Origin of the sequence: Photorhabdus sp. P32 (genome assembly GCF_038085095.1) — a bacterium.
GTDB lineage: Bacteria > Pseudomonadota > Gammaproteobacteria > Enterobacterales > Enterobacteriaceae > Photorhabdus > Photorhabdus luminescens.
On record NZ_JAZGJN010000244.1, the window covers coordinates 13,137 to 33,636 of the forward strand.

A 20,500-nucleotide genomic window follows, 5' to 3' on the forward strand; every position below is an offset into this window, starting at 1 on the left:
TCCAAAGGAATCATTATGACACAATCTCAATACTCTCAAACTCCTCGGCTGGCCCTTACTGATGCTATCATCGACGCCAAAACACGTAAAAATTTGACGTTTGAAGATATCGCACAAGGCACTGGTTTGAGTCTCGCATTCGTCACCGCAGCACTGCTCGGCCAACATCCTCTGCCTGCCGATGCTGCGAGGATTGTGGTTGACCGGCTTGAACTTGGAGAAGATGCTTTCCTTCTGCTGCAAACCATCCCTGTGCGTGGCAGTATTCCCGATGGTATACCGACTGATCCGACTATTTACCGATTCTATGAAATGGTGCAGGTTTACGGCTCAACGCTTAAGGCGCTTGTTCACGAGAAGTTTGGCGATGGCATTATCAGTGCGATTGACTTTAAACTTGATATCAAAAAGGTCGATGATCCTAATGGCGGTTCACGAGCTGTAATTACGCTAGATGGGAAATATTTGCCGACTAAACCGTTCTAAAACAACTGCAATTGTTGGCATCGGCAAGAGGTTTGAATTTGAGAGATAAACCCCTTGCCGTTTCAAATTAAAGTTTATTAACTAGCCACTTCGGTTTTTGTATAAAATGTATAGGGAGTCGGATCAAAATTGCCGTTTCGCTCCCTGAATGAATGAGCAAAATCAGGCCATACCAGTGTTAGGCGCTTATTACGGGAATCGCGGTACCAACTTGTACAATTATCTCCAACCCATACCGTACCATTAATCTGCTTTTGTAATTCAGCGATATAACGATCTTGAGCTTCGGGAGAAACCTCAAGTATGTAGTTGTTATTTTTCCTGCTGTATTCAATAGCGCCGAGAATATACTCTATTTGAGATTCAATCATGTAAATAATTGAGTTATGAGTAAGCGTCGCATTTGGTCCGTTGATAATAAACAGGTTTGGAAAGCCTGTTACTGTGGTTGATGCAAAAGCTTCCATGCCTTGAGCCCAGTGATCTGAAAGACTAAGACCATCGCGGCCGTGAACCAGACGGGCATAAGGTGGTTGGGTGGTTTGAAAGCCTGTACAAAAGATAAGTACATCAAGCGGATAACTGTTGCCGGCTACCGAGATGGCATTTTGTCCGTCAACTCGTTTTAAGGCTGATGTTTCGAGTTTAACGTTATCCCGAAGAAGAGCGGGATAATAACTGTTTGCAATCAAAATCCTTTTACAACCAGGTTCATAACTCGGAGTAAGTTTTGCGCGTAACTCTGGATCGGGGACTTGCTGTTTAAGGTGCTCTGAGGCTATACGTTTTAATTCTGCAACATATTGCGGGATAGAACGGCGAGCTGGATACAGGTCTTCAAAATGCCAGAATATATTTGAACGAACTGCGCGAACAGACTCTGGATCGCGTCGGAAAGTCTGTTTTTCAATATCAGAATAACTTCGGTCAGGGCGTGGAATAATATAGGATGCATTTCGCTGGAAAATAACGAGTTCAGAGACACTTTTCGCCACTTCAGGAACTAACTGAGTTGCTGAAGCGCCCGATCCGATGATGCCTACTCGCTTGCCTTGCAGAGATATGTGGTGTTTCCAGCGGGCTGAATGAAAAATTTCACCGGTAAAGCTGCTCAGACCTTCGATTTGTGGCAGATTTTCATCTGTTAAATGCCCAGTGCCTGTTATCAAGAATCGCCCACTGAAAACCCCCTTAGCGGTGATAACTATCCAGCGCTCTTTTGGGTTATCCCAATAGGCTTTTTCAACGTTAGCCCCAAAACGAATATGAGGCAATAATCCTTCATCCCTGGCGGTAGCTTGAAGATAGGCATATATCTCATGACCGGGTGAAAAAACATGAGACCAGTCAGGATTAGGGCGAAATGAGTAAGAGTAAAGATGTGAGGGTATGTCACAGGCTACACCGGGATAAGTGTTATCTCGCCAGGTGCCTCCTACATCATCTGCACGTTCGAGAATGAGAAAATTTTGCTGAGATCGCCGCTTAAGCTGAGCTCCCATACCAAGGCCGGCAAAGCCGGCGCCGATAATAATAATCTCTACATCTGTGACCTGTGATATATCTGTATCTGGTGTACTTCTATTCATCATAGTTCTCCAGAGGAACAAAGGGATTATGGCAGGTCGGAAGGGATTATGGTTCCAGCTGGATAAAACGAAGGGTGTGAGCAGAATTGATCAATAACCTGCATCAACTGTGAAGGACGCTCATAAACGACCGCATGTCCACATTCTATCTCGATAAAGCGTGCATCCTGAATTGCGCCAAACAGAGCTTTGCTGTGGCGGATAGGCGTTATGTGATCATGTGTACAGCCAATAATTAGTGTTGTGGCTTTTATCGTAGGAACAATTTGAGTGATATTAACCCGGCCATTAAGGTCCATTTGTAACGCTTCAAATTCCCCTGGCATGACATTGTCGAAGAACTGATCTGGAAGCATATTTACATGATTGGGAGAACTGAAAGCGCAAAACATCACAAAGTCTGCGATAGCAGGTGATTGGATTTCATATAATTGACGCCAGACAGATAAAAATCGTTCTAACTGTAAATCTGTTTCCACCCATCCTGCGATCAGAACCAAATTACGAACCAGATCCGGACGCTTAGCGGCAATAGAAGCAGTAACGACAGCTCCCAACGAGTAACCTATCAGTGTGACAGTCTCTCCCAACGCTGCTGCTTCAATAACGGCTTCGACCTGCTTTTCAAGATGCTCAAGGGTAAGTGTTTCGTTTGCTTTTACTGGTTGAGAAAAATCCAGGGATATAATTCGATTTTCTGAGGCAAGTAGTTGAAAGAGATAACCGAAATGTATCTCTGTGCTGCCGCCAGTGCCATGTACCAAGACGATAGGATTTCTCTTAGCGTTATTCTTAATTGGATCGAGAGGTTGAGATGTGAAAAACTTTACATCTTTTCCATCTACGTTGATGACATTTTCGTTGATATGAAATTTTTGCTCGGACTTATTCATGGTAATTAAATATCTCTTGATATATATGGGTTATATAGAAGCCAAATGTAGATAATTAAACAATTATCTTGTTAGTTTCTTAATTAAATTAATAACTAAGTATAGAGTTATTGTCAAATTATAAAATTAAAATAATATCGTGCTTGAATATTTATATTATTGTAAATCTCAATGTTGGGACTTGTTTATTGTATTTTGGTGATATTTCAGGCAGAAAAAATAAGTTTCAACCTATTAATTAATATGTAAATTTATTGTTAGGATGAATGAGGGGAACATAAAAATATTAAAAAGCCAATATGTTGGGTTGTTTTATTAATTTCTTATTTCACATTGACAGATTTTCATCCTCATACCATAGTGATTACATCACCTTTATTTTATGTGATTATATTATTAAATAATTTTCTTTATCTATTATTTAGGTGTTATTGATTAAGAGTTTATATATAACGCTAGACTCGGTTTATACAATTCAGCATATGTAGTCTGTTTCAGATAGATAAAATTGAATAATGTCATCAGATATTTAACACATCTGTTCAGGAGATGAAAAATGTCTACTCAAATCGTGAATGAACAAGATCAGCAATATGCAGTGGCAGAAGGTGAGAAACGTGCTATACGCACGATTAAGCTATTTATTTCTCTGGGATTTATCGCCGAGGCTGGATTTCTGTTAATGAGTTTTATTTTATTTCCTGACAATGGCCCTTTGGTATGGCGTCTCGTGTGGGCGCTTGGTTTATGCGGTATTGGCATGGGGGCTGCCGTTGGGGGACTGACTTACTTGGTATCCGCACGTTTCACGCCAGGAGGTACCGGCGCTTATATCATGACCGCAGTGAGTAGTACTCTGTTATTCAGTGTTTGCCAAACACTATGTTGGGGCTTGGACCACAACGTGGGACTGAATTATTGGGGTTCAATAGAAATGCCGTTGCTATTCCTGATTAAAGGATACACAGCTGCACTCATTGCTGGCATTCTGGGTAGCTTCCTTCTTAACTCTGTAACAGGTGCGAGATTCCTTGCTCGTCTCAAGGTTTTCTAGTGAATAAGAAATTAACTTTGCCCAATAGTTTCGCTATTTCCGTATTTCTGGCTGTGTTGGCTGCATGCTTGAATCTTATATTGTGGCGCGCGGATATTCTGGAGATGGCGCATAGCATCCCGTTGAAGGGATTAATGGCTATTTGGTATATCTTGGGATGGGGTTTTGCTCCGGGTTGCCTGACCGTGCTCACCATTAATTCAATCAGGGGAAGATTGCCTCAGATGGTGGGTTCGGTGATCGCCATGCTTATAAGCTTTCTGTTAGTTACAGGGATTTGTGGTTTGGTTTATGCCTACCTGACAAACTCTGCCTTTATGCAAATTGCTATGGGAGGCATGGCTGGTCATCATGCTACGGTAAACAACGGAACTATTCTTGGTTTTATTGTGCAACTGCTACCCAGTTTATGTGCAACTGTTATCTCAATCATGAATGCTTTTTCGATAAAAATTGGGAAGGTAGTTTAAGTTATGAGCTCTAAATAAATGCTTGGTGGTTAAATTGCTATTTTGAACTAGTAGATGTACAGGAATAATAAAGTGTGTTCATAATCCTGTTGTGTCGCTTACTGTAGTAGGTGAGTATTGTGTGGCATCAAAATATCTGCGCAATCATTAACGCTAAAGTATAGCCGAATGTTTTCTGAATTGGCTTGTTCAGTAAGCTTCATAAGATCATCTATTTCAGTGATGCTATGGCGCTCAAAAACATGCATGTACCTATTTAGCTCGGAGATATTTAGTATCTGTCGAATTCGAGCTTCTATACCAACATCTTGAACATATTTTTGAAACTTCGGAGACAACCAGAATAACATCTCCATCATGGCATCAAGTTTTCCTGACAGGTTAGAGACTACATTTTCTCGCTTTTGGATATCAGTAACACGCCATGTAGGCTCGTTGTGTGATAATCGATTGCGGAATGACCGAATCTCTTCAACTCTTCGACGAATGATATCTCGTTGATGAAACATAGGATTCTTTTCGATTGTTCGAGGTAGCTTCTTGAAGGCACGGGTTAACCCCGAGGGCCACAAAAACCGGTTATCGGAACCATTGTAAAAATGTTTATCTAATATGTATCCCCAAGTGGAAAAGTCAGTGTGGGAGATGATCTGATCTAAGGACGGAGTGGGATTTTCTATCCCCTTTTCTTTCAATGCTTTTTTTGCCGAGTTTTTTGCATTTTTAATCTTAGTTTTGAACTTTTTTACTTGTTCCGCATTAACAAGCAGTCCCTGATCATTGGTATCTTGTGTGTAAGAAATACAATCAAACCAATGTTGTCCTGCATTGCAAATAATTTTTTCCTTTGCGGCGTTGCTTATGGCATTGCGTAAAGCGACTTCGATTAATTGAAGTAGAGGATAAAATACACCGACAACAGCTAAATTCCAGCTATATGCTCCAAAAAGTTGAGCATCATTTTCGGGAATAATTGAAGTTCGATAGCTAGATAAACGTGCTGAGCTTATCAGACGTTCTGGTTCTGAGTAATCGTAAGAAAAAGGCATTTTTAGTAACTGTTTGTTGTAGTTGGAAATATATGTATATGATTACATTTTTTGTTCAGAATTCCCAACCATAAACCTAAAATCATGTTGACAATTTATTACTTGTGAATTAGCTTCCAAAGCGTAGCTAGTCGACGGTTCTTCTCCCATCTTGTCATGGTGCTCAGTTCCCCGACATAAAGCGAATGATATTAGGCCCCAGTTTTGTGAATGCAAGATTGGGGCTTCCTCGCCAATACGGCTTTACAGTAAGCTTTAAATCCGCTGTTGTTTCTTATCCTCTCTGTGTGCTGGATACAGAATTCACTGATGTTTACCCCTCTACCGTCTGATATTGTTAGATTGACTCCTCCAATTACTCTGGTTTTTCGTTACAGTCGTTTGCCTTTAATTCCAAGGGAAAAGTTTTGACTGACGACGTGTAAGAACGTGTCATACTGGATGAAGTACAGTGTGTGCCTAAAAGCAACTATACCCGTTATCTTTCAAGTTGCCTCTTTGTTGGCTGCACTCATTGGCCCCGGTCACATAGTTCTCTATGCTCCCGGGGATTCGTTCATTTGCCATCGCGCTGCAACTTGAAATCTATTAGGTATATAGACATTACTCGAACAGCTAATTACTAATAAAATTTCTTCTGTTTGTTCTGTCGTACTTCTCCGTTAATGTGACAAAAATCTTTTTTCTTAGCTATCAAAAAACACTTGAAAGTAAACATGCAAATGATAAGGTTTAATTTCAAACATCCTAGGCAAGGAAAATAAAAATGATAAATAAACCGATTGTCTATGATTTCCATGCTGATAAACCATTAAGAGAACCTTTTACTGATATAAAGCCCCAAGATATTCATATTTATCTTGATGAAATTAGCGATCTTGCTAATAAAAGATTAAACGGTGTGTTAAAGAATGGGTGTTTTTCTCGTGAGCTAATGAATAACCTCTCGAGTAGATCGATAGAGGTTAAAAATGTCTAATAGATTATTAGTAATAGAAAAGAACCCATCCGGTTCGATTGGGTTAAAAAAAGCGAAAGAGCTGGGCGCTTATATTATATTCATCGGATCAAGGAAGTATTATAATAAAGTATCTGATAATGATTTACTCTATATTGATGAATTCTTCGAAGCAGATACTAATGACGATGAACTTGTTATAAATATGGCTGAGCATATCAATGCTAAGAAAAAAATCCAGGGTGTTATTACATTTATGGAGTTCTATGTTCCCCTTGCGGCTAAAGTAGCAGAAACATTAGGTCTTAAAGGAATAACATATGAAAGTGCATTAAAAGCAAGAAACAAACACCTAATGAGAGAATCTTTTAGGCAAAAAAAATATTCCTATCCCTAAATACGCTCTAATTTCGAATGTTGACAGTGCAAAAATAGAAGCAGCCAAAATTGGGTATCCAAACATTATAAAGCCTATTAACATGGCCGGAAATCGAGGTGTTTTACGTAATGATAACGCCATCGAATTGGAAAGGAATTTCCGTGAAGTCTGTGAAATAACGCCTCCATTTGGCGTAAAAAAATCTTCTTTATTTTTGATAGAAGAATATCTGGAAGGACAAGAATACAGTATTGAATCTATTTCCTTTAATGGTATTGTGGATATTATCACAATTACTAAGAAATACGTATCAAATAATGGTTATTTTGTTGAATTAGGGCATACATTGCCTGCTAATCTACCATTACAACAAAAAATAGAAATAGAAAAAGTGGTAACACAAGCCTTGCTCGCGTTAGGTATTTATAATGGAGGAGGACATACCGAGGTTAAAGTAACAAGTGATGGCGTCAAAGTCATTGAAGTAGGAGCTAGGTTAGGAGGAGATCATATTCCTGAATTAGTGGAAATGGCCACCGGTATTGATATGTGGAAAGCAGTTATCCAAGTTTCGTTAGATATTTCGCCTGATTTGAGTAAGAAGTTCAATAAATATGCCGCTATTTCTTATATCACCGCACCTTCTGGCATTGTTAAAAAGATAAATTACACAAAGAATGACTTTGTCCATTTTGATGTTAACGTTGGAGAACATATTGAATTACTGAAAAATAGCTCTCAGCGCTTAGGATATGCTATTGCGTGTGGTGTAACAGCGGAGCAGGCTGAATTTGAAAGCCGCCACCTTAAAGAGAGTGTTATTATCGAAATAGAGTCAGAGTAACTCAATACGTATCCTGGTGAACCAATGGCATCTCTATTCAGATTATCTTTATTAAAACATTTACCTCCCCCCATTTTTATCATGTTACTGGGGACACTGTTAACTAGAGCCGCCTATTTTATGGTTTGGCCTTTTTTAGCGATGATCCTTTATCAGCAGTTTAATATGTCAGCGACAGGGATTGGCGGATTATTGGCGTTGTCAAGTATCTTAGGTTCAGTGACAGGTATTTATACCGGATATTTGTCTGATATTTTTTGCCGCAGAACAATCATGCTTATTGGAGTGGTGATAAGCATTATTTCATTCATCATGATGTCCTTCTCATCTTCACCTATCTTATATTTAATCGCTATATCCGGAATTAGTATTGGTCGTGCTTTGTTAGAAGCGTGTAGCAAAGCCTTAATTGGCGATTATATTGATTCTCCTAAAGAGAGAGAGTCAATACAATACTATCGATATTATTTGGTCAATGTTGGCGCTGCAATTGGTCCTTATATTGGATTAGCCTCTGGCCTATCGGCACAGAAAGAAACTTTTCTAATTACAGCCATTGTTTATTTTATTTATGGTATTATGTTGCGTGTCTTTTTATTATCTTCAAAAAAGGAAGAGGAAATAAAAAAAGTCGGCAATGACATTAGCTTTACAAAAACATTGAGCATAATTATTTCTCACCGAACATTCGTGATGCTTCTATTATGTAATGTTCTTGTTATGTTTGTTTATGCTAACTTTGATTCTACGCTTGTTCAATATTTATCTAGATCAAATATCAATAATGTTACCAATTTCATTGCTTTATTAGTTATTGTCAACTCATTGACAATTATCACTTTGCAAATACCAACTTTAGTTTTATTAAGGAATTTTACACCAAGAATAAAAATATTAATCGGTATCATGTTAATTGCTATAGCTCAAATTATTTTTGCATTCTCACCTATTAATACAGTTTATTATCTCTGTGTCGCAACTGTCATTCTGAGTTTTGGGGAAATAATTGCCATACCTACGTTTAATGTCGAAGTTGATAGGCTCACACCTCATCATTTAAGGGGAGCTTTTTTTGGTGCTTCCAATATGTCAAGTATCGGATCAGCTTTAGCACCTATTTACGGAGGGATCATGCTTGATTTATTTAATGCTACTCTACTGTTTTCATTATTATCCCTAACTAGCTTGGTAACTCTATTGATTTATTATATTTTTTTAATCAAAAAAAATAATTAATGGTGGATATATGAATTTCAATTTTGATGTTGTATTCGATCGTTCTGTTTTTTCATCTACTAACTAAATAGATTATGCTAAATTTGCAGTTTTTGATGGGTTGAATACAACAATATCAATAAATTGCGCATCAAAAACTGCTCCTTAACAGGCAAACTTTATTGTCTCTCCACAGAGCACAACGCCTGAGCACATGCCCAGGCGGAACTCCATGCCCACTGGAAGTTATAGCCGCCAAGCCAGCCGGTGACGTCTACCACCTCGCCAATAAAGTAGAGTCCTTTTACCTGATTGGCTTCCATCGTTTTGGATGAAAGCTGGTGAGTATCAATACCTCCCATCGTCACTTCGGCTGTGCGATAGCCTTCCGTTCCGTTGGGTTGTATCCGCCATGATTGGAGGTCTACAGCCAACTGTTTTTGCTGATTTGGGTTTAGTTGCTTAAGAGCCATATCTGGGATTTTACCGAGCGTTTGCAGGCACTCTGTCAGCCGCTTTGGTAATAATTTTGCCAAAGTATTTTTTACGCTTTGGTTTGGGTGAGAACTCAGCTCTTGCTCCAGAAAGGCTTCCCAATCACTATCTGGGAGTAAGTTAATACTTACAAACTCTCCTGATTGCCAGTAACTGGAAATTTGTAAAATTGCTGGACCAGAAAGTCCTCGGTGAGTGAACAGGATATTTTCTTTGAACCGAGTACCGTTTTCTGCGGTAACAATAGCAGGCACAGATACACCAGAGAGCACATGAAGTTGCTCCAGGAGCGGTTTATGCAGAGTAAAAGGCACGAGAGCAGCGCGGGTTGGCAAGACTTTCAAGCCAAACTGTTCAGCTATCCGATAACCAAAAGGGGTTGCTCCAAGGCCCGGCATAGATAATCCACCGGAAGCAATAACAAGTGAGCGTGTACTTACTTGCTTTCCATTAACGATAATAAAGAAGCCCTGCTCATTTTTTTCTACGTGGCTAACTTCGCTACGCAGACGAATAGTAACCTGACCGGCTTCACACTCTTTCAGCAACATATCAACTATTTGTTGGGCAGAATCATCACAGAAAAGCTGTCCCAGTGTTTTTTCATGGTAAGCAATGCCATGACGTTGAACCAGTTCGATAAAATCCCATTGTGTATAACGGGCCAAAGCAGACTTGCAAAAATGGGGATTAGCAGAAAGATAAGCTGATGGTTCTGTGTACATATTAGTGAAGTTGCAACGTCCACCACCGGACATCAAAATCTTACGCCCGGCTTTTTTACCGTTATCCAGAACCAGTATCCGTAAACCGAGCTGTCCAGCCTGAGCGGCACAGAACAAACCTGCTGCACCGGCGCCAATAATCACTGCATCAAATTTTTCCACTGTTTTTCTCTTTGTAACTAAATAATTTAGTGGGAAATTTCCCCTAATATGTCGCATTTTTGATAAGTTTGTGGGGAAAAAATCCCTTATAACTTAAAATTGTCAATTTTTTAAAAGATATGTAATTTAATGATATATAAGGAGTATTCCTATTTCGTATTGTTATCTGGTTGTCATGAAATCAAAAAAAGTTCATATTTCACTTCCCCCGCTAGCATTTGTCACTGATAATGCGCCGCGTTCATGTCCAACTAACTGGCTTAACGTTTATGCTACATCTTTTTACTGGCCTGGATTTTCACACCAGCCTAATGTTAGTACTGGCACTGCTGTTTGTGCTATTTTATGAAGCCATTAATGGCTTTCATGATACCGCGAATGCGGTAGCAACAGTTATTTATACCCGTGCTATGCGAGCACAGTTCGCCGTCGTTATGGCTGGGGTATTTAACTTCTTTGGTGTTCTTCTTGGTGGATTAAGTGTCGCTTACGCGATTGTGCATTTACTTCCGACCGATCTTCTTCTCAATGTCAGTTCTGCTCATGGCCTTGCTATGGTGTTTTCCATGTTGCTGGCTGCGATTGTCTGGAACCTTGGGACCTGGTATTTCGGTTTACCTGCATCCAGTTCTCATACTTTGATTGGTTCTATCATTGGTATCGGTTTGACCAATGCCATCGTAACCGGTTCTTCTGTGGTTGATGCGTTGAATGTGCCGAAGATGATACAGATTTTCCTGTCGTTGATCCTCTCTCCTTTAATTGGATTGCTCATCGCCGGGGCAATCGTGTTTCTGCTGCGCCGTTACTGGAGCAGTACCAAGAAGCGTAAGCGTATTCATCTGACTCCTGCTGAACGTGAAAAGAAGGATGGTAAGCGTAAGCCCCCTTTCTGGACACGAACAGCGCTGATTTTGTCTGCGGTCGGCGTGAGCTTCTCTCACGGGGCGAATGATGGTCAGAAAGGTATCGGTTTGATTATGCTGGTGCTAATTGGTGTAGCTCCAGCGGGATTTGTCGTAAACATGAATGCCAATGGCTATGACATTGCCCGTACCTACGACGCTATTACTCACTTGCAACAATATTATCGGCAACATGGCTCAGAGTTATCCCATGCAATTGAGCTGACGCCGCCAGCCGTTGTTGCGGAAGATGAACCGGCAGGACGATTCCATTGTGATATTACGCGTGCTGTCGTTGTTCTTGATCAGACAGAAAGCCTATTGAAGGGCATTCAGAGCTATAGTGAGCTGAATGCGGAGCAGCGTAACAATATGCGTCGTATGTTGATGTGTATTGCTGATACGGCGGAGTCTCTGGCTAAACTGCCGGAAACCCGTGCTGAAGATACCCGTTTCTTGAATAAATTGCGGAAAGACTTATTACACACCGTTGAGTATGCGCCTGTCTGGATTATCATTGCGGTAGCACTGGCTTTATCTTTGGGAACGATGGTTGGCTGGAAACGTGTTGCAGTCACTATTGGTGAGAAGATTGGCAAAAAAGGCATGACCTACGCGCAGGGTGTTTCAGCCCAGATGACTGCTGCTGTTTCAATTGGTGTTGCGAGTTATACCGGCATGCCGGTCTCTACTACGCAGGTGCTTTCTTCTGCGGTGGCTGGCACGATGTTGGTCGATGGCGGTGGTGTTCAGGGTAAAACTATCCAGAATATCATGCTGGCTTGGATACTAACGCTGCCGGTTTCAATCGGGTTGTCCGGTACGCTTTACTGGTTCGCTTTGAAACTGATTTAATTATCTTAATGGATAACGTGAAGGCGGTATGGGTTAACTATACCGCCTTTTTATTTAATACCAAATCAACATAGAAATCAGGCAAATAACAACTAATCCGCTCAGTGCGCTGGTCAAAATAAATTGTCTTCTCAACCTCTCACAACGAAGAACAACTTCTGGATCGTGATGATCAAGGTAACGTTGTGAATTGATATAGTTCACTAGTCGTATTTGCTTATTAAGTTGTCCGTGAGTAGTGAAAAAGCCGTTACCGTCTACTGATTGATAAAGCAAGGGATCAGACTGACGAAGAATGGACAGCAATGCTCGTAGTGAAGAGAAGTAGCGCATCATATTGATAATGCAGACAAGACACAGCGCCCAAAACAGTGCGATTGTACTGAACATAATCCCCTCCTTAGAATGGTTAGCCAGAGCTGTCACAAAAAAGAAAAAATTAAAATTGCAGGTGGCGACACCTTTATATTTATTGTAGGAAAGATAGTCAGATAGTACAAAAAACCTGTTCTGTGTAAGTTGGGACAAAACTAGCAGAAAAACGTTATAAACACTTATCTAGTGAGTTCTATCCAACCATGCAATCCCAGAGAATTGGTTAGTTGTTCACGTAAATATATTGGGTATCAAGAGAGGCCATAAATTCAGAGTAGGATTTTGCTATCCATCAAGTGGCAGGAAGAGCAATTGTGGTATATGTTGTTTGTTTGGTGGATGTTCTTTGCTCAATCGCTAAATACGATGAGCTGTGATCGAAACAATACTTGAAGAACATTCTCAGTAGTAATAAACACAGGATAGTGGCAATTTACCCTGCCAACTCACTAACTCGGCATTATGGAAGGAGTTCGCTTATGGCTTACAAACATATTCTTGTCGCGGTTGATTTATCCCCGGAAAGTCAGGTTTTGGTGAGAAAAGCTGTTTCTATGGCTAAACCGTACAATGCCAAAGTTTCCCTGATCCATGTTGATGTTAACTATTCCGATCTCTATACCGGTTTGATTGATGTTAATCTCGGTGATATGCAGCAACGTATTACTGACGAAACCCGCAATGCGTTGAAAGTTCTCTCCGCAGATTCAGACTATGACATTCAGGAGACCCTGAGTGGTAGCGGTGATCTGGGGCAAGTACTCGTTGATGCAATTAAGAAATATGACATAGATATGGTTGTTTGTGGTCATCATCAGGATTTCTGGAGCAAATTGATGTCTTCTGCTCGTCAGTTAATTAACACGGTTCATGTTGATATGCTGATTGTTCCTCTGCGTGATGATGAATGACAACAAATTGAAAAGTTATTCGATAAAATCGCCTGCTTATGCAGGCGTTTTTTTGGGTGAAATGGAGTGTTATTTGGTTTACGTCCGGTGCAATCAAGAAATTTTTTTTACCTTTCTGCGAAAAAACTTCTTGAAAGATGAATATAGAACAGTGATATATTCAAAGGGCAAACACAACTTACCTCACATTTTCGACAAAAATAATTATTAGAAGATGGCTGAGGTCCATCACAACCGAAGTAGAAATAAGGAATAACTAAATGAGCTGTTTACTATCTTTGTCTTCATTTCTTGGATCGATTCAACGCAGGGATGAATATCAACCAGAATATCTCCAGGCTGTCCGGGAAGTATTCACCTCTCTTTGGCCGTTTCTTGAACAAAACCCGAAATACCGTGAACATAGCCTACTGGAGCGTATGGTGGAGCCAGAAAGGGTTATCCAGTTCCGGGTTTGTTGGGTGGATGATCAGGGTAAAGTTCAGGTAAACCGTGCGTGGCGAGTGCAGTTCAACTCAGCTATTGGGCCATATAAAGGTGGTATGCGTTTTCATCCATCGGTGAACCTCTCTATTCTGAAATTCCTGGGCTTTGAACAAACCTTGAAAAATGCACTGACAACTTTACCAATGGGTGGTGGTAAAGGCGGTTCAGATTTTGATCCTAAAGGAAAAAGTCAGGGCGAAGTGATGCGTTTTTGTCAGGCATTAATGACAGAATTGTACCGCCATTTGGGGCCGGATACTGATGTTCCCGCCGGTGATATTGGTGTGGGTGGCCGTGAAGTGGCTTTTATGTCAGGAATGATGAAAAAGCTTTCTAACAACACGGCTTGTGTATTTACTGGCAAAGGTCTCTCTTTTGGCGGTAGCTTGATTCGCCCGGAAGCGACTGGCTATGGTCTGGTCTATTTCGTCAATGCCATGTTGAAACGTCATGGCATGGGGTTTGAAGGTATGCGCGTATCGGTTTCTGGTGCAGGAAATGTCGCGCAATATACGATTGAAAAATGCATGGCATTGGGAGCGAAAGTGGTAACCGCTTCTGATTCCGGCGGTACCTTAATTGATGAGGAAGGTTTCACACCGGAGAAGCTGGCCCATCTTGAAGAGATAAAAAACCAACGTTATGGCCGTGTGGAAGAATATGCCAGAGAGCGCGGTCTGACTTTCTTGAAAGGATTGCAGCCTTGGTCTGTGCCGGTTGATATCGCTTTGCCATGTGCCACCCAGAATGAGCTGGATTTGGATGCGGCTAAGGTTCTTATCAAGAATGGCGTTAAAGCTGTTGCTGAAGGGGCGAATATGCCAGCAACTATTTCAGCGACGGAAGCCTTTATTGAAGCTGGTGTGCTATTCGCGCCGGGTAAAGCCGCCAACGCGGGTGGGGTGGCGACGTCTGGTTTGGAAATGGCACAGAATGCGGCCCGTTTAGGCTGGAAGGCGGAAAAAGTGGATGCACGTTTGCATCACATCATGCTAGATATTCACCACGCTTGTGTTGAATATGGCGGCGAGGGCAAACAGATCAATTATGTTCAGGGAGCGAATATTGCTGGATTTGTGAAAGTTGCCGACGCCATGCTTGCTCAAGGTATTCTGTAGGTTAAAAGATATCAGCCGCAATATACGGCTGATTTTTTTAACAAGGATAAATATCAAAACGGTGATTTTTTGTAGCGATAGCCGCTGATGCGGCAATTCCAGCTAAGGGTTCTGCATAATCAGGCCGCTTTACCACGACGCGGCGTTTTGCCAAAGCGCGTGCAGGGGATAGCAAATTATCGGCGTCTTCATCCGCGCCAACCAGAGATTGGAACACTCGCATCTCTTTTTTCACCAGTGCGCTTTTCTGCTTATGTGGATACATAGGATCAAGATAAACGACATCGGGTGGCGGCGTGATATTGGCCAGTGCTGTGATGCTAGAGGCATGGAGCAGTATCATGCGCTCTTGCAACCAGCTACCAATTTCTTCATCCTGATAACCCCGTTGCAGCCCGTCATCCAGTAATGCCGCGACCACAGGATGGCGTTCCAGCATTCTTACATGGCAACCCAGTGATGCTAGCACAAAGGCATCGCGCCCCAGGCCAGCGGTAGCATCCACGACTGTTGGCAGGTAATCTTTTTTGATCCCTACGGCTTTAGCGACTGCTTCGCCGCGTCCGCCGCCAAAACGGCGACGATGTGCCATTGTGCCTGATACAAAATCGACATAGATGCCGCCTAGCTTTGGCTCATCCCGTTTACGAAGTTCAAGGCGTTGAGGGGTAAGGACCAGCGCCATAATAGCGTTTTCGTCATGCGCCAACCCCCAGCGCTCCGCTAGTTGAGATAAGGCGCTGTTATCAGCGCCTTGTTCACAGATTAAACAGATTCCCACCTTAAATTACCCTTTAATACCGGCCTTGCGCAGCATTGCATCCAGTTTTGGTTCACGGCCACGGAAGCGCTTGAACAGCTCCATTGGCTCTTCGGAACCGCCACGGGACAAAATGTTATCCAGGAAAGATTGCCCGGTTTCGCGGTTAAAAATGCCTTCTTCCTCAAAGCGAGAGTAAGCATCGGCTGCTAACACATCAGCCCATAGATAACTATAGTAACCTGCGGCATAACCACCGGAGAAGATGTGGGTGAATGAATGTGGGAAACGGCCCCATTCAGGTGAAGGCACTACGGAGACCAATTTCCTCACTTCCTTTAAGGTCTTCATGGTCTGAGCGCCTTTCTTCGGATCATACTCAACATGCAGACGGAAATCGAACTGACCAAACTCAAGCTGACGCAAGATCTTCATAGCAGCCTGATAGTTTTTCGCTGCTAACAGATTATCTAGCATGGCTTGTGGTAGAGGCTCTTTAGTTTCGTAGTGACCAGAGATAAATGCCAGTGCTTCTGGTTCCCAACACCAGTTTTCCATGAACTGGCTTGGCATTTCGACCGCATCCCACGGTACACCATTAGTACCAGAAACGCCGGCAGTTTCAATCTGGGTCAGCATCAGGTGTAGACAGTGACCAAACTCGTGGAACAGCGTGTTGACTTCGCCGTGAGTGAACAGCGCTGGTTTATCGCCAACCGGTTTATTGAAGTTGCAGTTCAGATAAGCGACAGGCTTTTGCAGTTCGCCGTTGGAACGACGCATTTTGCTGATACACTCATCCATCCAGGCGCCGCCACGTTTATTCTCACGTGCGTACAGATCCATATAGAAGCTACCGTGCAGCTCATTGGTGTCATCATACAGATCAAAGAAACGGACATCCGGATGCCAGGTTTCTACATCATGGCGCTCTTTGACAGTAATACCATAGATACGGCGAATAACTTCGAATAGCCCTTCAACAGCCTTTTGTTCTGGGAAATAAGGACGTAATTGCTCATCATTGATAGAGAATTCGTACTGTTTTTGTTTTTCGCCATAATAAGTCATATCCCAAGCTTCCAGCTTATGGGCGCAATGATGCCATTTAGCAAAGCTTTTTAATTCATCTACTTCTTCTTTTCCCTGTGGACGTGCGCGTTTTGTCAAATCATTCAGAAAATCCAACACTTCCTTAGGGGTTTTGGCCATTTTGGTTGCAAGGGATTGTTCAGCATAATTTTTTAAACCAAGCAATTGAGCCTGTTCATGGCGCAGCGCGAGAGTTTCGGCTATCACTTCGCTGTTATCCCATTTACCTGCATTTGGACCTTGATCGGATGCGCGGGTATTGTAGGCGTAATAAATTTCCCGACGCAATTCACGGTTATCTGCATAGGTGATAATTGGCTGATAACTTGGGGCTTCTAGAGTCAGTAGCCAGCCTTTTTGTCCTTTGGCTTCTGCTTGGGCTTTAGCGGCGGCAATTGCGCTTTCAGGCAGACCAGACAGATCTTTCACGTCAGTAATTAATTTAGTCCAGCCCATAGTGGCATCAAGCACATTATTGTTGAATTGCGAACTTAGATCTGACAAACGTGCACTGATCTCGCCATAGCGTTTCTGCTTCTCTTCAGGCAGACCAATACCTGACAGTTTAAAATCACGTAGAGCATTTTCGACAACTTTGCGTTGAGGCACAGAGAGCTTCTCAAACTCCGCGCTTTCACGTAATGACTTATAGGCTTGATATAATCCCTTATGCTGACCTAACCAGGTACTGAATTCGGACAGTAACGGCAAACTTTCTTCATAGACGGCGCGCAGTTCTGGGCTGTTTTTAACTGAATTCAGATGATTGACGGGTGACCATGCACGAGACTGTTTATCTGCGGCTTCGGCCAGTGGTTGACACAGATTATCCCAGGTGAAAACGGTATTTTCAGCCAAGATTTTTTCCACGGTTTGACGATAATTGGCAATCACCTCTTTTACAGCCGGAATAACATGTTCTGGTTTAATAGAAGAAAATTTTGGTAAACCTGATGGAACGAGTAACGGATTAGTCATATAAAGCGTCCTTTTTATGTGTGTTTGGATACATTGCTGAGCGGAGCAACCCTGTATCGTAATGGGTATCGGCTAATAAGATGTAGGTAAAATTCGACAAACTCAACGCGAATGTTGAGTTTATGAACAATAAAATTTAATGCTTTTTAGGAAATTGAGAATGATTTCAGCAAACGGATTCAGAAGACAGATAATATGCGCTATGATTAGCTTCTTTTCATAATTCTTTGTATTTATATGGAAGATCATCGTCCCCGGTGGGGCGGCTGGACTTCAAATCCAGATGAGGCCGCCAGCGGTCTCTGGCAGGTTCGACTCCTGTGATCTTCCGCCAATTAGCCTCTTGTGAACTCTCCCAGCGTCAACAAATCCCTTGTAACACCAGATAAAATAAGCAAAATTATTCTACTGTAGTCAACTCACATTAACCGTTGCCAGCAAAATAAACACTATACGCGTAATGAGCTTCAACATAGATCTCTGGCATACTAAGCGGATTACAGCGTTGTGAGTCAGATGAAAGCGGAGGCGGCATGACAGATAAACACTTAACCCAATCCCCGGCAGGCGAATTTATTATGTTTGCCAGTGATGACGGCGAAGTGCGTGTTGAATGCCGCTTTGAGCAAGAGACATTGTGGCTACCTCAAGCAACCATTGTGAACCTTTACCAGGTCACTCCCCAAGCCATTACACAACACATTAAAGCGATCTACGAAGAAAGCGAGCTTGAACAAAATGCAACCTGTAAGTCTTACTTACAAGTTCAACAGGAAGGAAATCATCGGGTAAGCCGCAATATGCTTCACTACAGCCTGCCCGTCATTCTTGCTGTCGGTTACCGTGTCCGCTCTCCCCGAGGCGCTCAATTTCGCCAGTGGGCAACCCAGACGCTCCAGGAATACCTGATCAAAATCATTTGGGGGTGCTTATGGGGGTTACTCATTTATCCAAAACAAATTATCAACGCTAAATCAATAAATTAATCATCAAATGCGACCTCTGTGATCGAAACGGCCAATCGGCGTTGGTTTGTTTTTGATCGTTATAATTACTTAATGTGACTATTTACATGCTTTTCTATTAGGCGTAGTATCGGGAAGATTTGATGACTTTCTATACGATAGTTATCCGGTGTGTGAGTCAATTTAGTTACTTACTCCTTGATTAAATCATATTGTTTTGGAGGGTTCTTCTCCATCTAATCAAGGTCAAGCAAACTGATGAACTATCATTCTTAATCTATCCAATGTAAGGGGGACCAACAGTACTTAATTTGTTACAGAACAATCTTTTAGTTCCTTTAGTACTAACAAAGAGGAAAGACCATGAAAAGTCGCAAGAGGTTATCGTTATTCACACTTTTACTGTTTACTGCCAGCCCAATTGCGTTTGCGGTGCAGAACAATTGGCCCGGCACAAAAGTAAACCAACCCGCACCTAAAGTTAAAGGTATGTCCGCAGTTCTGGCAAAGAATCTGGCTAACTTTGACGACCTTGATTTCAATGTCTATACAAACCAAAGATGGTGGGAGCTACATAAGAGCCATGCAATGGACATTATTGTTCACTATCCTGATGGTCATACTACCAAGGGCATTCAAAAGCACATTGACGATCTGAAGTATATGTGGACATTTGCCCCTGACAACCGAATCACAGAGCACCCGGTGCGGTTTGGTACAAATGATGGAGAATGGACTGCTGTAACGGGATTTACTGATGGAACATTTACGAAACCTATGGATCTGGGTGGTGGTAAGGTTATCAAACCTACAGGTAAATCGTATCACCTCCCTATGGCAACGCTTGGGCACTGGACCAAAGTCAAAGCGAAAGGATTTGAAGGCGTCGTTATGGATGAAGAGTATCTGTTCTGGGACGAGGGCGAGCTTATGAAACAGATAGGTGTCAGTAATTGATTCAACAACTTAATACGGACTTACCTAAGGGCGAGTCCGTAAGATGCCATGAACTCACAAAGACACTGTTAACAACACATCCCAAATCCAAAGCGGTGCTAGCCGTTCAGGTCCTCTGAAAGAACTGCTTCCTTATCATGATTCCATAAAGCAGGATCTATATTTAGCGATATTAATCCCGAGAGCAATAGTCATAATAATATCCTTATTTTATTTTCAGCTTTGATCAACCTTGTAAATACGGGCTTATCGCTAAACGGAGCCAAAGATATCCTTTGATCTATAAAAGTTGAGGCGGACGAAGCGGCAGTAATCTTCCCGTCGTGCTCGTGTGGTTAAAGGATATTAATAAAAAGTTCTCTTTACTCTCAATGAGAATTTGTTGGTGCTTATACAGGTTATGATTGTAATAGGATCGCTAATAGTAAGTTTGTGAGTAATACGTTCAGTGATATTTATCCTGATAGAAAAGATTAAAATTCTTTTCCAGAGTTAACACTTGCTTATTCCAGAGATCCTGTATATAGGAATGTGTATAAAACCTGTTGATATATATAAAATATTAAAAATCAATTAATTACATTAAATTTATGACTCATCGGCTCGTGTTGAAATTAGAAAATCCATTTTTAATTTATGGGTAAATCTTATAGAATGTATGAAGATATAGCATCATCATAGTCATTTCTTTACATGGTAAAATTAAGATAACGTAAATAAAATAATTATCAACGAGAGTGTAAATCAATTTATTTAAAATACGTGCTATTGGTCACGAT

18 protein-coding genes, 1 tRNA gene and 1 pseudogene are annotated in these 20,500 nt (G+C 41.6%); 13 read left to right on the forward strand and 7 right to left on the reverse strand.

The window, feature by feature from the left end; translation table 11 throughout:
- Positions 1–15: 15 nt before the first annotated feature.
- Positions 16–486, forward strand: coding sequence for a cyanase (cynS, locus tag V2H77_RS08485; RefSeq protein WP_049583868.1), 471 nt, complete (start codon positions 16–18; stop codon positions 484–486).
- 77 nt (positions 487–563) lie between these two features.
- Here the strand turns inward: cynS and V2H77_RS08490 are convergent, their stop codons facing one another.
- Positions 564–2,078 carry a flavin-containing monooxygenase gene (locus V2H77_RS08490; protein WP_341498452.1) on the reverse strand — a complete coding sequence of 505 codons (1,515 nt, stop codon included), beginning with the start codon at positions 2,076–2,078 and terminating at the stop codon, positions 564–566.
- 23 nt (positions 2,079–2,101) lie between these two features.
- The gene (locus V2H77_RS08495; RefSeq protein WP_341498453.1) at positions 2,102–2,968 is read right to left on the reverse strand and encodes an alpha/beta fold hydrolase; all 867 of its coding nucleotides are present in this window, start codon (positions 2,966–2,968) and stop codon (positions 2,102–2,104) included.
- Between the two features lie 556 nt (positions 2,969–3,524).
- On the opposite strand from V2H77_RS08495, the gene V2H77_RS08500 reads away from it, so the two are divergent.
- On the forward strand, positions 3,525–4,022 hold the full coding sequence (locus V2H77_RS08500; protein WP_341498454.1) for a hypothetical protein: 498 nt from the start codon (positions 3,525–3,527) through the stop codon (positions 4,020–4,022).
- Positions 4,022–4,492 (forward strand): hypothetical protein, encoded by a 471-nt coding sequence (locus tag V2H77_RS08505; RefSeq protein ID WP_341498455.1) that lies wholly within the window; start codon positions 4,022–4,024, stop codon positions 4,490–4,492. The genes V2H77_RS08500 and V2H77_RS08505 overlap by 1 nt, the downstream gene beginning before the upstream one ends.
- A gap of 98 nt (positions 4,493–4,590) precedes the next feature.
- Here the strand turns inward: V2H77_RS08505 and V2H77_RS08510 are convergent, their stop codons facing one another.
- A complete protein-coding gene (locus tag V2H77_RS08510) occupies positions 4,591–5,541 on the reverse strand; it encodes an Abi family protein (protein ID WP_341498456.1) in 951 nt (316 codons plus the stop codon).
- A 766-nt stretch (positions 5,542–6,307) separates the two neighbouring features.
- Between V2H77_RS08510 and V2H77_RS08515 the strand changes: the two genes are divergently transcribed.
- The 4 genes from V2H77_RS08515 to V2H77_RS08530 are packed head-to-tail and all read left to right on the forward strand — an operon-like array spanning position 6,308 to position 8,958.
- The gene (locus V2H77_RS08515; RefSeq protein WP_265513056.1) at positions 6,308–6,520 is read left to right on the forward strand and encodes a hypothetical protein; all 213 of its coding nucleotides are present in this window, start codon (positions 6,308–6,310) and stop codon (positions 6,518–6,520) included.
- Positions 6,513–6,896: a hypothetical protein gene (locus V2H77_RS08520; protein ID WP_341498457.1), complete on the forward strand. Its 384-nt coding sequence runs from the start codon at positions 6,513–6,515 to the stop codon at positions 6,894–6,896. The genes V2H77_RS08515 and V2H77_RS08520 overlap by 8 nt, the downstream gene beginning before the upstream one ends.
- A gap of 10 nt (positions 6,897–6,906) precedes the next feature.
- Entirely contained in the window at positions 6,907–7,722 is an 816-nt protein-coding gene (locus V2H77_RS08525) for an ATP-grasp domain-containing protein (protein ID WP_341498464.1), read from the forward strand.
- A 24-nt stretch (positions 7,723–7,746) separates the two neighbouring features.
- Positions 7,747–8,958 (forward strand): MFS transporter, encoded by a 1,212-nt coding sequence (locus V2H77_RS08530; RefSeq protein WP_341498458.1) that lies wholly within the window; start codon positions 7,747–7,749, stop codon positions 8,956–8,958.
- A gap of 158 nt (positions 8,959–9,116) precedes the next feature.
- On the opposite strand, the gene V2H77_RS08535 is transcribed toward V2H77_RS08530, so the two are convergent.
- Positions 9,117–10,319, reverse strand: coding sequence for an NAD(P)/FAD-dependent oxidoreductase (locus V2H77_RS08535; protein WP_341498459.1), 1,203 nt, complete (start codon positions 10,317–10,319; stop codon positions 9,117–9,119).
- 269 nt (positions 10,320–10,588) lie between these two features.
- On the opposite strand from V2H77_RS08535, the gene pitA reads away from it, so the two are divergent.
- On the forward strand, positions 10,589–12,079 hold the full coding sequence (gene pitA / locus V2H77_RS08540; protein WP_341498460.1) for an inorganic phosphate transporter PitA: 1,491 nt from the start codon (positions 10,589–10,591) through the stop codon (positions 12,077–12,079).
- 54 nt (positions 12,080–12,133) lie between these two features.
- Here the strand turns inward: pitA and uspB are convergent, their stop codons facing one another.
- Entirely contained in the window at positions 12,134–12,469 is a 336-nt protein-coding gene (gene uspB, locus V2H77_RS08545; RefSeq protein WP_036812627.1) for a universal stress protein UspB, read from the reverse strand.
- A gap of 464 nt (positions 12,470–12,933) precedes the next feature.
- Between uspB and uspA the strand changes: the two genes are divergently transcribed.
- On the forward strand, positions 12,934–13,365 hold the full coding sequence (uspA, locus tag V2H77_RS08550) for a universal stress protein UspA (RefSeq protein ID WP_088374773.1): 432 nt from the start codon (positions 12,934–12,936) through the stop codon (positions 13,363–13,365).
- A 260-nt stretch (positions 13,366–13,625) separates the two neighbouring features.
- On the forward strand, positions 13,626–14,969 hold the full coding sequence (gene gdhA, locus V2H77_RS08555) for an NADP-specific glutamate dehydrogenase (protein ID WP_088374772.1): 1,344 nt from the start codon (positions 13,626–13,628) through the stop codon (positions 14,967–14,969).
- 37 nt (positions 14,970–15,006) lie between these two features.
- Here the strand turns inward: gdhA and rsmJ are convergent, their stop codons facing one another.
- Complete coding sequence (gene rsmJ, locus V2H77_RS08560) at positions 15,007–15,750, reverse strand: 16S rRNA (guanine(1516)-N(2))-methyltransferase RsmJ (RefSeq protein ID WP_341498461.1); 744 nt, start codon at positions 15,748–15,750, stop codon at positions 15,007–15,009.
- Between the two features lie 6 nt (positions 15,751–15,756).
- The gene (prlC, locus tag V2H77_RS08565) at positions 15,757–17,799 is read right to left on the reverse strand and encodes an oligopeptidase A (protein ID WP_341498462.1); all 2,043 of its coding nucleotides are present in this window, start codon (positions 17,797–17,799) and stop codon (positions 15,757–15,759) included.
- Between the two features lie 239 nt (positions 17,800–18,038).
- Here prlC and V2H77_RS08570 point away from each other — a divergent pair.
- The 3 genes and pseudogenes from V2H77_RS08570 (at position 18,039) to V2H77_RS08580 (ending at position 19,721) form a co-directional block, all read left to right on the forward strand.
- A tRNA-Sec gene (locus V2H77_RS08570) sits at positions 18,039–18,133 on the forward strand.
- Between the two features lie 199 nt (positions 18,134–18,332).
- A pseudogene (locus V2H77_RS08575) lies at positions 18,333–18,713 on the forward strand (virulence RhuM family protein); the annotation flags it as partial.
- Positions 18,714–19,127: 414 nt separating this feature from the next.
- The gene (locus V2H77_RS08580; protein ID WP_341498463.1) at positions 19,128–19,721 is read left to right on the forward strand and encodes a hypothetical protein; all 594 of its coding nucleotides are present in this window, start codon (positions 19,128–19,130) and stop codon (positions 19,719–19,721) included.
- Positions 19,722–20,500: the final 779 nt, after the last annotated feature.